Source organism: Streptomyces canus 299MFChir4.1 (genome assembly GCF_000383615.1).
GTDB classification, from domain to species: Bacteria; Actinomycetota; Actinomycetes; order Streptomycetales; family Streptomycetaceae; genus Streptomyces; species Streptomyces canus_C.
Genome location: NZ_KB911630.1, coordinates 33,999 through 46,582 on the forward strand (window position 1 = coordinate 33,999; position 12,584 = coordinate 46,582).

Here is a 12,584-nt window from a genome sequence, read left to right on the forward strand (position 1 = left end):
GAGGTGGCGTACGGTCCCGTCCTGGTCGGCGTGACTGCACTTACCCAGGGGCGCGGGGAACTGCGCGACCAGCCCCCACGCACCCGCACCCGCCCGACAACCGAACCCGGCACCCCCATAGGCGCCCCGCCCCGCAAAATGACCCAGCCGAGACCCGGAACCCGGTGACAATGAAGCCGTGCGGTACAGAATCCTGGGTGTGACCGAGGTGGTGGACGATCGCGGCGCCGGCATACCCCTCGGCGGCCCCCGCGTCCGCACCCTGCTCGCCGCTCTCGCTCTGCGTCCCGGCCGTACCGTGGGTTGCGAGGTCCTGATCGACGAGGTGTGGGGGGAGGAGCCGCCGCAGGATGCCCCGGCTGCTCTCCAGGCCCTCGTCGGGCGTCTGCGCCGTGCCGTCGGGAAGGATGCGATCGGGTCCGGGCCGGGCGGCTACCGGCTGGTCGGTGGTGAGGACCAGGTGGATCTGTATGTCTTCGAGCGCCTTGTACGGCAGGGGACCTCTGCATTGGCACGCGGGGACGCACGGACAGCCGCCCAGGACCTCACCGCGGCACTGGCCCTGTGGCGCGGTGACGCCCTCGCCGACCTTCCCGACCGCACCGCCGCGACCCGTCCCGAGGCACTGCGCATGGAGGCCACCCGGGCCCGGATCGAGGCGGATCTGCTGCTCGGCCGGGACCAGGACGTCGTACCGGAGTTGAAGGAGCTGACGGCGGCGCATCCGTACGACGAGCCGCTGCACGTTCTGCTCATCCGCGCCCTGCGTGACGGTGGGCGGGGTGCCGATGCCCTCGCCGCCTACGAGAACGTCCGCCGCGCTCTCGCCGACGGGCTCGGCACCGATCCGGGCCCGGAGCTGCGGGAGCTGCACGGTGAGCTGCTGGCGGCCCCCCTCAGCCGCCCCCGTGCCGAACGCACCGGCAACATCCGTCCGCGCCTTACCTCTTTCGTGGGCCGGGAACCCGAACTCGACGCCATCCGTTCCGAAGTGCACAGGGCCCGCCTCGTCACCCTCACCGGACCGGGCGGAACCGGAAAGACCCGTCTCGCCGAGGAAGCCGCCGCCGGGCTCCCGCAGGCGTGGCTCGTCGAGCTCGCCCCGCTCGACCGGCCGGAGGCGGTGCCCGGCGCGGTGGTCAGCGCGCTCGGTCTGCGCGAGACCGTGCTCATGACCACCGAGCTGACGGCCCCGCAGGACGACCCGCTCGCCCTGCTCGTCGAGTACTGCGCACCGCGCAGCCAACTCCTGATCCTTGACAACTGCGAACATGTCATCGAGGCGGCGGCCCACCTCGCGGAGACCCTCCTCACCCGCTGCCCGGGGCTCACCGTCCTCGCCACCAGCCGTGAACCCCTGGGTGTGCCGGGCGAGTCCGTGCGCCCGGTCGAGCCCCTCCTCCCCGAGCACGCCCACCGACTCTTCGCCGAGCGCGCCGCCGCCGTCCGCCCCGACGCGGATGCCGTGCTCGCCGACAAGGAGGCCGTCGGCGAGATCTGCCGACGACTCGACGGGCTGCCGCTCGCCATCGAGCTCGCGGCGGCCCGTCTGCGCCTGCTCACCCCTCGGCAGATCGCCGACCGCCTCGACGACCGCTTCCGCCTCCTGACCTCCGGTAGCCGTACCGTCCTGCCCCGCCAGCAGACCCTGCGGGCCGTCGTCGACTGGTCCTGGGAGCTGCTCGACGAGCGGGAGCGGACCCTGCTGCGCGAGGTGTCGGTGTTCGCGGGCGGCTGGGAGCTGGAGGCGGCGGAGGCGGTGTGCACCGGGCCGGCCGCGGAACTCCTCGGCGCGCTCGTGGACAAGTCCCTGATCGTGGCCACCCCGGGCGGGCGGGACGGCTCCGACGGCATGCGCTACCGCATGCTGGAGACCATCCACGAGTACGCCGTCGAGCGCGCCGCCGAGTGCCCCGAACTGCGGGCCGCCGCCGAGCTCCGGCACCGCGCGTGGGTGCGCGCGCTGGTCGAGGAGGCCGAACCGCAGCTGCGGTCGGCCGGTCAACTGCCGTGGATCTCCCGCCTGGAGACCGAGCTGGACAACATCCGCGCCGCCATGGACCGCACGCTCACCGCGGGCGACGAGACGCAGGCCGGTGCCGTGGTCCTCGCCATGGGCTGGTTCTGGTGGCTGCGCAACTACCGCCGCGAGGGCATGACCTGGGTGCAAAGGGTGCTGCGCCTCGGGGTGGCCCTGGACAAGGCGGCCGGGACGGAACGGTACCGGACACCGAGTGACGGCGAGGCCGATGACCCGATCGACATGTACCTCGCCGGCGCGCACGCCGAGACGCACCACCCCGCCCACCGCCGGCGCATGAACCTCCGGATGCTCCATCTCTTCCTCAAGGCCGAGACAGAGCCCATGGACGGCGACCTGGACCCCCGTCTCCGCCGCTATGTGCGACTGGTCCGGAACCACTTCGCGCAGGGCGGCCCCGACGCCGCCCGCGTCCCCGGCATCGTCTGGCCCGTGATCGGCCTCACGCTGAAGGACCCGGTGGACATCCGCCCTCTGATGGACGCCTCCGTCGCCCACTGCCGGGCCCACGGCGACGACTGGGCCGTGGCCGTCGCCCTGATGCTCCGCACCCACATGGCGGTCGACTCCGCGGGTGGCATGACCGGTGTCGACGAGGACCTGGAAGAACTCCGCGTCCTCAGCCGCCGCGCGGGCGACCGCTGGATCCGCGCCCAGGTCAGCAGCGCGGCCGGCGAAGCGGCCATGGCCCGCGGCCGTCACGCCGACGCCAAGGAGGAGTACGAGGAGGCGCTGCGCCTCGCCCACGAGGTGGGGGCGTACGCCGAGATGCCGTTCCTCGTCGCCCGGCTCGCCGAGGTCGCCTACCGCACCGGCGACCGCTCCACCGCGCTGACCACCCTGGACGAGGCGGGCGCCATCGGGGACCAGTACGGCGTTCCGGAGACCCGGGCGTTCGTCAGGCTGATGCGGGCGCACATCGCCCTGGAGGACAAGGACGTCGCCCGCGCGAGCGAGTTGCTCGACACGGTTCGCGAGGAGATCGGTCAGACACCCACACCACCCCAGTTCGCGGTGATGCTGAACTCGATCGCCGCGATGGTGACGGCCGCCGAGTCGGGCCCCGAGCACGGACTGCCCCTGCTGGTGGACACCGTCCGAGAAGCGATCGAGAAGCGGTGTTCCGACATGGTCGTGGCGACGCTCGTGGACAGCGCGGCGGTCCTGCTCGGCGACCTCGGCGACCTCCCGCGGGCGGTCCGGCTGCTCGCCGCCGCCGAGCGCTGGCGCGGCGGCGACCCGCGTCCCCACCCCGAGCGCGTGGAGGTGGAGCGCGTCCAGGCCGGCGCCCGTACCGGCCTGGGAGCCGTGCGCTACACGGCGGAACACACCCGGGGCACGGCCCTCACCCCGGACGAGATCCTCGCCGAGCTCGACGAGGTGGCGCGGGCCCGGCGCGTCATGAACACCTGAACTTCGACTCCGCCCAGTCCGCGAGCATCAGGTCGTCGAAGGGACTGTGCGGCTCGACCACCAGCCGTACGGTCCGGTGCCCGGCGAGGTTCACATGGACGGGTACGGCCGGGTCGCCGCCCTTCACGAGCCCGGACCTCCACAGCCGGACCCCGTCGGCGTACACGGCGAAGGAGACCTTGCCGAGGCCCAGCGTCATGTCGTCGACGCCGACCATCGCGTCGTAGGCGGAGCAGGTCCGGTTGAGGTCGATCGTGACGGAGGAGCGGCCGTGCACGGTCACGCCGTGGGCGTACTGGTGGTCGGCGACCGAGACGCCGTAGCGCTGCCACACCCAACTGCTCTCGCCGATCCGCATCTCGGGCTCGCTGCCGTCGCCGGAGACGTCGTAGGCCAGCTCGCTCCACTGGTACACGGCCGGCGGGGGCGGCGGCGGGGGAGCCGGCGTCGGAGGGGGCGTGGGCGTGGGCCTGGGCTTCGGGGGCGGTGTCGGTTTCGGGGTGGGGGTCGGCGTAGGCGTCGGGGTGGGCTTCGGATGTGGTGTGGGTGTGGGGGGTGTCGGCGTCGGGGTCGGGGCGGCCGCGACGGGGATCATCGGAGGCGCCGGATCGGGCTGCTTCGGGGAGGGCGTGGGGTCGGCGGGGTCGGCGGGCTCGACCACGGGTGCGGAAGCGGGCGGCTTGGCGTCCGGCTTCCTGGCCGGGCTGTCGTCGCCGATCAGCGCGAGCGCCACCGCGGCGGCGGCCACGGCGACCACACCGGCCGCGATCCCCGCCTTCACCGGTGCGCCCAGCCCCTCCGAGGCCGCGGCGCCGCCCGCGCCTGCCCCGCCCGAGGAGCTCCCGCTCGCCGCGGCGGCCGCGCCCGCGGCACCGGCCGCTCCCGCCCCGGCGCCGCCCGCGATGAGCCCGACGGCCTTGGCGTACCCGGCGGCCCCGAACCAGCCGATGACCGCGAGCGGTACGACGGCGGGGATACCGCCGGCGACTTCCTTGATCTGGCCCGCGGCCAGCCGGCACTTGGCGCACTCCTCCAGGTGCTTGCGCAGGCCCCGTTCGGCACGGGTGCGCAAACTGCCGCGGGCGTAGGCGCCGAGCCGGTCGGCGTAGCGGGCGCACTCCTCGTCGGTGGCCAGGGCCGTGCTGACGTGGGCCTGGAGGTAGGCCTGCTTGAGGCCCTCGCGGGCGCGGCTGGCCAGCACGCGGGTGCCGTTGGCGTCGAGCCCGAAGAGGGTGGCGACCTCGCTCGGCGACTCGTCCTCGACCTCGGTGTGCCACAGCACGGCCTGCCAGCGCTCGGGCAGCGACCGGAAGGCCTGCATCGCCATGGACTGCTCGGCCACGTGCATCGCGCGCACGTCCGCGCCGAGGTCCACTGTGTCGGGGTCGGAGACCTCGGAGGTGCGCGCGGCCTGGGCGGCGAACACCGCGAAGTCGTCGACGAGCTGCTCCCGCTTCGCCGACTTCGTCCAGCCGGCCGCGACGCGGCGAACGCTGGTGAGCAGATAGGCGCGTACGGCGTGCTCGGGGCCGTGGCCGCCGCGGACGGCCTGAAGCATGCGGGCGAAGACCTCGGCGGTGAGGTCGTCGGCGGTGTGGGCGTCGCGGCAGCAGGTGCGGGCGTAGCGGCGCACCGCGTCCGCGTGGCGGCGGTAGAGCGCCTCGTAGGCCGTGTCGTCGCCGGAGCGCATGCGCTCGATCAGGTCGGCGTCGGACGGGGGCGTCTCCCTGAGCGGCGGCAGGACGCCGCCGTCCTCGCGCCGGTCGCGCTGCGCCGGGACGCTGCCCTCGACGGGTTCGCCGCCCTGGGCCGGGATGCCGCCCCGGGCCGGGACGCCGCCCTGCGGGATGCCCGCGCGGCTCCCCTGGCCCGGCACCTGTGGGGTGCCCCCGGCTTCGCCGTCGCCCTCACCGAGGGGTTCGTTCCGCCCGTCAACGCTCATCGCGGAATGCCCCCGCCGCCGGCCCAACCAGTCCCCAACACCGGGTCAGAGTGCCATATTGGCTTTTGGTCAGTGCCCTGCGGTACGAGGCATCCACTCGTCCGTGGGGACTTCCCGCACGGCAGTACTGAGCACCACCCGCATGGGGAAGACTCAACTGTCACGGCTGGTGCAGGAGTTGATTCGCGCACCCGGAAAACACCGGAATGCGCCGAGGTGCGGCCGGTAACCGACCGCACCCCGTTGTCACCCTTTCGAGTCATATCGGCCGGGACCGAAGTCCCTCCAGCAGGATGTCCAGCAGCCGGGCCGAGGCCGCCGCCTGCTGCGCCGCGTCCGGCAGCGAGGGCGCCGCGGTCGCGATCACCAGCAGGACGTCCGACACCGACACGTCGGTCCGCAGCTCACCGGCCGCCCGAGCCCGGTCCACGAGCTGTCCCACGACCTCCAGCAGCGCCGCGGCCCCGGCGTCGTCGGCGGAGACCAGTGGGGCCTCCTCCGGCACCAGCCGCAGCTCACCGGCGCCCGGGGTGGTCCGCTGCTGCGGCACCCGCGTCCCGTCGTAGCCGTCGGAGATCTCGTCGGCGACTCCTACCCGCAGCACCTGCGGCGGCAGCAGCCGCCCGGCACCGGAGGCGACCGACGTGCGCAGGAAGCGCGACAGCGCCGACCACGGCTCGTCCTCCTGACCGAGCGCCGCCCGCGCCTGGTCGGTCAGCCGGGAGGTCTCCTCCTCGGCTATCCGCCGGACCAGGACGTCCTTGCTCGGGAAGCGCCGGTACACCGTGCCGACACCGACCCGGGCGCGCCGCGCCACGTCCTCCATCGGCGCGCCGTACCCCAGCTCGCCGAAGACCTCGCGCGCCGCGCGCAGTACGTGTTCCAGGTTGCGCTGTGCGTCCACGCGCAGCGGGGCCGAACGGGATCCGTCCCGTCCGTTGCCTGCCGCGCTCATCGTCGTACCCATCGCGCCGCCCATCGCCCCGCCACCGGGTGCGATGGCGGACGCGGTAGACCAATGAGAGTCCTGAATGTGCATAAATGATCCCCCGGTAATGACGTCTCCCCCCGGAGACTCTCCCCGCCATCGAAAGCCGGAGCGTGCGGAACAAGCCCGTTTCGCGAGTCCGCCCGTCGCGGACCCGGAGCGCATCCCCCTACACCCCGTCGACACAAGAACATAGTTGAGTGGGGGTCAATTCAGAAGGGGCAGGTTCCGCACGGAGCGCCCCCCGATCGGAGTACGGGCGGCATACGCCCCGATTGCACCCCCTCCGCCCGCCCGGCGCACACCCGTTGACCTGCGAGACTTCCGCGCCCTCCGGTGATTCCACCGCCCCGGCGCGCCGACGACTTCCAGTCACACAATTTGTCGAGGCTGTGGACAAACTCAAGCGGCGGGTGCGTCATGGGATGGTGAAGGAACGTGCGCGCATTCTGGTTGTCGGCGGTGGCTACGTCGGGATGTACACGGCTCTGCGTCTGCAGCGGAAGCTGAAACGGGAACTCGACGGGGGCGGAGTCGAGATCACCATCGTCACGCCCGACCCGTACATGACCTATCAGCCGTTCCTGCCCGAGGCGGCCGCGGGATCCATCTCCCCGCGCCACGTCGTCGTACCGCTGCGCCGCGTCCTCGACCGCTGCCGCATCATCGTCGGCGAGGTCACCGCGATCGACCACGCCAAGCGCACGGCCTCCGTCACCACGCTCGCCACCGAGGAGGAGCGCACGGGCGGCGAACAGCTGTCCTACGACGAGCTCGTCCTCGCCCCGGGGTCGATCGCGCGCACGCTGCCGATTCCCGGACTCGCCGACCACGGCATCGGGTTCAAGACGGTCGAGGAGGCCATCGGCCTGCGCAACCACGTCATCGAGCAGATGGACATCGCCTCCTCCACCCGCGACCCCGCGATCCGCGACGCGGCCCTCACCTTCGTCTTCGTCGGCGGCGGCTACGCGGGCGTGGAGGCGCTCGGCGAGCTGGAGGACATGGCCCGCTACACCGCGCGCTACTACCACAACGTCCTTCCCGAGGACATGAAGTGGATCCTCGTCGAGGCCTCCGACCGCATCCTTCCCGAGGTCGGCGAGGAGATGGGCCGCTACACGGTCAGTGAACTGCGCCGCCGCAACATCGACGTACGGCTGAACACCCGACTGGAGTCCTGCGTGGACCGCGTCGCCGTCCTCAGCGACGGCAACCGCTTTCCCACGCGTACGGTCGTGTGGACCGCAGGCGTGAGACCCAGCCCGCTCCTCGCCGCCACCGACCTCCCGCTCAATGAGCGAGGTCGGCTGAAATGCACCCCCCAGCTCACCGTCGAGGGCACCACGCACGCGTGGGGGGCCGGAGACGCGGCCGCCGTGCCCGACGTCACCGCCGAGGAGCCCGGCAAGGAGACGGCCCCCAACGCCCAGCACGCCGTCCGCCAGGCCAGGGTCCTCGGCGACAACATCGCGCACGCGCTGCGCGGCGAGCCCCTGGAGACGTACTCCCACAAGTACGTCGGCTCGGTGGCCTCCCTGGGTCTCCACAAAGGTGTCGCGTACGTCTACGGGCGCAAACTGAAGGGCTACCCTGCCTGGTTCATGCACCGCGTCTACCACCTCAGCAGGGTCCCCACCTTCAACCGCAAGGCCCGTGTCCTGGCCGAATGGATCCTGTCGGGGCTCTTCAAGAGGGAGATCGTCTCGCTCGGTTCACTCGAACATCCCCGAGCGGAGTTCGAACTCGCGGCCGGTGGAAAGCATCCTCACGACCCGACGAAGGACCCGAAGGGGTCGTCCTGACCGGACCGAGGAACTCCACGGACCGCCCCGGCGTCTGACGAATGTCGACCCGGTCGGTCACCCTGCCAGACTGGTGCCTGACTTCGGACGGGCAGCCGCCCGCCCCTCGAACCAAGAGGTTTTCCCACCGTGCTGCACCCCCGGGCTGCCGTCCCCAGCCCCCCGGCCGGGCCCGGAGCCGGCCCGAAGACGCCGAAGACGACGACGCGAGGCAAGGATTCGTGAACTTCACGCGCTGGAGCGCCCGCCTCCCCGGAACGCAGCGCCGCGCGGCAGCGCGGACCGACGACCTGGTCACCGAGGACCGCCTGAGCGAGGGCGCCGTCCCCGCGGCCCGCGCCGAACAACTGACCGTGCCGACCCCCGCCGTCGACGAGCTCCCCGTCCGCGAAGTCCTCGACCGTGTCCCCGCCCTCGTCGCCCTCCTCCACGGCCCCGACCACCGCCTCGCCTACGTCAACGACGCCTATGTGGTCGCCTTCGGCCTGCGCCCCACGGGCGAACCGGCCCGCCAAGCCCTCCCGGAGCTGGAGGAGATCGGCCTGCTCCCGCTCCTCGACCAGGTCCTGCGCAGCGGCAGGCCGCGCACGGTCAAGTCCCGCAAGGCCCCCGACGGCCGCTCCTACACCTTCACCTGCACCCCGGTGACCCAAGGAGACGGGGGTGGTGGCGGTGTCCTCGTGTTCGCGACCGACGTCACCGACCACGCCGAGGCCGCCGAACGCCTCAGAGCCAGCGAGCGCCGCCAGCGCGAGACCGCTGTCACCCTCCAGCGCAGCCTGCTCCCCCAGGAACTCGAAGAACCCGACGACCTGCGCATCGCCGCCACCTACCACCCCGGCGGCACGGAAGCCGCGGTCGGCGGAGACTGGTACGACGTCATCACCCTCGGCGGCGGCCGCACGGCCCTGGTCATCGGTGACGTCATGGGCCGCGGGGTCCGCGCGGCAGCGGTCATGGGCCAACTCCGCACAGCGGTCCGGGCCTACGCCCGCCTGGACCTCCCGCCGCACGAGATCCTCCAGCTCCTGGACGGCCTCGCCATGGAGATCGACGCCAACCAGATTGCCACCTGCGTGTACGCCATCCACGACCCGAACGAGGGCAAGCTGGTCTACGCCTCGGCCGGCCACCTGCCCATCCTGGTCCGCGACGAGAGCGGCGTCGTCCTGCGCGCCGACGAGCCCACCGGCCCGCCCCTGGGCACCGGCGGCTGGATTCACGCCTCGGGCTCCATCCCGCTCGGCCCCGGATCCACGGCCGTCCTCTACACTGACGGCCTGGTCGAGCGCCGCAACGAAGACCTGGACGAAGGCATCGCGGCCCTCGAACGCGCCCTGGCCGGCGCCACCGGCACCCCCCAGGTGATCTGCGACCGCCTGGTCCGCTCGGCCGGCGTCACCGCGGAGCACGACGACGACGTGGCCGTCATGGTCCTCCAGCACCCGGCCCACACGGGCCCCGACAGCGAACTCTTCCGCAACGCCGCGCTGGAACTGCTGGGCGGCGTCGAGGCGGCTCCACGCGCGCGTGCGTTCGCCTCCGGCGTGCTGACGAGCTGGCGGTTCCCGGTCGAACTGCATGACCTGGGCGTGCTGGCGGTGAGTGAACTCGTCGCCAATTCGCTTCAGCACGGGATGCCACCCATGCGGCTGCGACTGCGTCGCACCGACCGGCGGCTGATCGTCGAGGTGACGGACGGGGACGACCATCTCCCCCGGCGCCGCAGGGCCGAAGCCGGCGACGAGTCCGGTCGCGGGATCGCCATCGTGGCGACCATCGCGTCGAACTGGGGGTCCCGGAGGACGCCGGGGGGTGGCAAGGCGGTCTGGTGCGAGTTCGTACTGCCCCAGGGGTAGCGGCCTGCGCCCCTGCGGAGTCGTAGCTATGCGGCCAGAGACTTCGCCGTCGCTCCACCCTGGGCCACCACTCGACTCTTCCGCAGGGAGGGCTGGTTCTGTACCGGGGTCAGCTGCCTGCCCAGTCGTATCGCCAGGAACGTGATGCCCAGCGAGAACAACAGGAACGTCACGACGTACGGCGCGTGCAGCGAGGCTCCCATCGGGCCGCCCACCGCCGGGCCGACCGCCAGGGCGAGCTGCTTCACCAGGGCGAAGGCGGAGTTGTACTGGCCCGCCATCCCCTCCGGCGCCAGATCGGCCACCAGCGGTGCGACCGTCGGCGACAGCATCGCCTCACCCAGTCCGAAGAGCGCGTACGTCGACACGAACGCGGCCGTGGCCATCTCCCGGCTGCCATGGCCGAGCCCGGCGTAGCCCGCGGTGACCCACGCCACGGCCCAGATGAGTCCGACCAGGGCGATCACCCGGGTCCGTCGCCGCCGCTCGACGAACCTCAGCACGGCGAACTGCGCGACCACGATCATCGCGGTGTTGGCGGCCAGGGCCGTGCCCAGCGCGGAGGTGGAGATGCCGGCGGCCTCGACGCCGTACGCGCTCAGGCCGGACTCGAACTGTCCGTAGCAGGCGAAGAACAGCACGAAGCCCAGCACGCACAGCTGCACCATGGCCCGGTTGCCGAGCAACTGCTTCCAGCTGCCCTTGGCGGACCGGGTCGGCGCGCCCTCGATGCTCGGGGCGTGCGGCAGCCGGAGAGTCGCCATCACGACGACCAGCAGCAGGAACATCGCCGCCTCGATCGCGAACAGCAGAGTGAAGGACGCGGTGCTCGACGTGTCGACCAGATGGCCGCCGATGAGACCGCCGACACCGAGGCCGAGGTTCTGCAGGAAGAACTGCGTCGCGAAGGCCCGGGACCGCGTCTCCGACGTGGAGCAGTCCACGATCATCGTCGCGAGCGCGGGCTGCATCACGGCCTGACCGGCCCCGAGCGCGGCCGCCGACAGCAGCACGGTGGCCGCGTGGCCCGCCAGCCCGAGGCTCAGCGATCCGAGGGCGGCCATGACCAGAGCGGTGAGCAGCACCGGCAACGGGCCACGCCGGACGATGGCCCGCCCGGCGAACGGCAGCACGACCAGCGCCGCCACGGCGAAGACGGCGAGCACCAGCCCCGCCGTCATGGCCCCTAGGCCCCGCACCTGCGCCACGTAGACGTACAGGTAGGGGACGGTGAAACCGAGCCCGAACGCGCTGAGTGCGTTGCCCACGTGGATCCGACGCATCTCTGCGCCCCTCGCCCTGGTCACGTTCACCTCTCTCACTAGTTAGGAGTGAAGACTTCGAAGCTAAAGTTCGAAGCTAAATAGTACATACCGAAGGACTTCGATGCAAAGGAGGTGCGTGCCATACTGCGGCCATGGCCGAGACTCCCGGCGTCCCCGAGCCGACGCTCGAGGAACAGATCGCCGCCTACCAGCGCGAGTTCCAGGACCTCGACCCCCAGGTCGAGCAGATCGTCTCGGCGCTGTCCCGGCTGAACCGCCGCATGAACGTCGCCTACGGCCGCCAGACCGCCGACCTAGGCATCAGCAACGCCGAGTGGGAGGTCCTCAAGGCGCTCGTGCTCTCCGGGGCCCCTTATCGGATGGGTCCCAGTGACCTCGCCAAGCGCCTCGGCCTCACGCCGGCCGCGATGACCCACCGGATCGACCGCATGCTCGCGGAAGGACTGGTGACCCGGGAGCGGGACGAGTCCAATCGGGTCCGCGTGATCGTGGAGCTCACCGCCGAAGGCCGCGAGAAGTGGCTGGAGGCGATGCGCCTTGCCACGGTCTTCGAGGAGGACCTGCTCCAGGACCTGTCCGCGGAGGAGCGCAACACCCTCGGGGACGTCCTCACCCGGCTCCTGCGTAGGGTGGAACACGCACAGCCGGACGCCGGCGGGCGACTGAGCGACCTCGACTGAAAAGATCTTGACAGAGAGTGCTTGACAGCCACCTGCCGGATCCGTAGAGTTCTTCGGGTTGCCACGGGGCCGTAACGGTTCTTCGGTAGCACCTCCGCCGCGAGAGCGGCCACTCAAACCATCAGAACGATCTCCCAGCCGGGATGAATTCGGTGTGCCCGAATTCAATTCGATTTGGATGCGGCTCCTCGATTTGGGACCGCAGCGAGAGTCCGCTAAGGTTTGAGACGTCGGAACGGCCCAACGGCCGGGAAGACAAGCCCCCTGACTGGGAATCAGGCCCGAAAGGATCTGATAGAGTCGGAACCGCCGGAAAGGGAAACGCGAGAGCGGGAACCTGGAAAGCGCCGAGGAAATCGGAACCGGAAACGGTCTGATAGAGTCGGAAACGCAAGGCCGAAGGGAAACTGCCCGGAGGAAAGCCCGAGAGGGTGAGTACAAAGGAAGCGTCCGTTCCTTGAGAACTCAACAGCGTGCCAAAAATCAACGCCAGATATGTTGATACCCCGTCTCCAGCATCTGCTGGGACGAGGTTCCTTTGAAATAAACACAGCGAGGACGCTGTGAATG

Annotated in this window: 8 protein-coding genes; 4 read left to right on the forward strand and 4 right to left on the reverse strand. The window is 71.4% G+C overall.

Annotated elements, in window-relative coordinates:
* The first annotated feature begins 178 nt into the window (after positions 1 to 178).
* A complete protein-coding gene (locus tag H293_RS0144260; RefSeq protein ID WP_020124191.1) occupies positions 179 to 3,454 on the forward strand; it encodes a BTAD domain-containing putative transcriptional regulator in 3,276 nt (1,091 codons plus the stop codon).
* Here the strand turns inward: H293_RS0144260 and H293_RS0144265 are convergent.
* Together H293_RS0144265 and H293_RS0144270 are read right to left on the reverse strand one after the other, a co-directional pair.
* Positions 3,441 to 5,396, reverse strand: a complete 1,956-nt coding sequence (locus tag H293_RS0144265) for a sigma-70 family RNA polymerase sigma factor (RefSeq protein WP_020124192.1) — start codon at positions 5,394 to 5,396, stop codon at positions 3,441 to 3,443. The two genes, H293_RS0144260 and H293_RS0144265, sit on opposite strands and share 14 nt — an antisense overlap.
* 259 nt (positions 5,397 to 5,655) lie before the next feature.
* Complete coding sequence (locus H293_RS0144270; protein WP_028808740.1) at positions 5,656 to 6,435, reverse strand: TetR/AcrR family transcriptional regulator; 780 nt, start codon at positions 6,433 to 6,435, stop codon at positions 5,656 to 5,658.
* 374 nt (positions 6,436 to 6,809) lie between these two features.
* Between H293_RS0144270 and H293_RS0144275 the strand changes: the two genes are divergently transcribed.
* Positions 6,810 to 8,189 (forward strand): NAD(P)/FAD-dependent oxidoreductase, encoded by a 1,380-nt coding sequence (locus tag H293_RS0144275; RefSeq protein WP_020124194.1) that lies wholly within the window; start codon positions 6,810 to 6,812, stop codon positions 8,187 to 8,189.
* Between the two features lie 221 nt (positions 8,190 to 8,410).
* The gene (locus tag H293_RS0144280; protein WP_020124195.1) at positions 8,411 to 10,048 is read left to right on the forward strand and encodes an ATP-binding SpoIIE family protein phosphatase; all 1,638 of its coding nucleotides are present in this window, start codon (positions 8,411 to 8,413) and stop codon (positions 10,046 to 10,048) included.
* 26 nt (positions 10,049 to 10,074) lie between these two features.
* Here H293_RS0144280 and H293_RS0144285 read toward each other — a convergent pair whose 3' ends face one another.
* On the reverse strand, positions 10,075 to 11,331 hold the full coding sequence (locus tag H293_RS0144285; protein ID WP_020124196.1) for an MFS transporter: 1,257 nt from the start codon (positions 11,329 to 11,331) through the stop codon (positions 10,075 to 10,077).
* A 134-nt stretch (positions 11,332 to 11,465) separates the two neighbouring features.
* Here H293_RS0144285 and H293_RS0144290 point away from each other — a divergent pair, with 134 nt between their 5' ends.
* Positions 11,466 to 12,014: a MarR family winged helix-turn-helix transcriptional regulator gene (locus H293_RS0144290; protein ID WP_020124197.1), complete on the forward strand. Its 549-nt coding sequence runs from the start codon at positions 11,466 to 11,468 to the stop codon at positions 12,012 to 12,014.
* A gap of 121 nt (positions 12,015 to 12,135) precedes the next feature.
* Here H293_RS0144290 and H293_RS59660 read toward each other — a convergent pair.
* The coding region (locus tag H293_RS59660; RefSeq protein ID WP_213083778.1) for a hypothetical protein at positions 12,136 to 12,584 on the reverse strand (449 nt) is incomplete at its 5' end.

Excerpts from the sequence above, each read along its gene's own strand:
- H293_RS0144265 (WP_020124192.1), bottom strand. The coding sequence starts at position 5,396 with ATGAGCGTTGACGGGCGGAACGAACCCCTCGGTGAGGGCGACGGCGAA.
- H293_RS0144270 (WP_028808740.1), bottom strand. The coding sequence starts at position 6,435 with ATGCACATTCAGGACTCTCATTGGTCTACCGCGTCCGCCATCGCACCC.
- H293_RS0144275 (WP_020124194.1), top strand. The coding sequence starts at position 6,810 with ATGGTGAAGGAACGTGCGCGCATTCTGGTTGTCGGCGGTGGCTACGTC.
- H293_RS0144285 (WP_020124196.1), bottom strand. The coding sequence starts at position 11,331 with ATGCGTCGGATCCACGTGGGCAACGCACTCAGCGCGTTCGGGCTCGGT.
- H293_RS0144290 (WP_020124197.1), top strand. The coding sequence starts at position 11,466 with ATGGCCGAGACTCCCGGCGTCCCCGAGCCGACGCTCGAGGAACAGATC.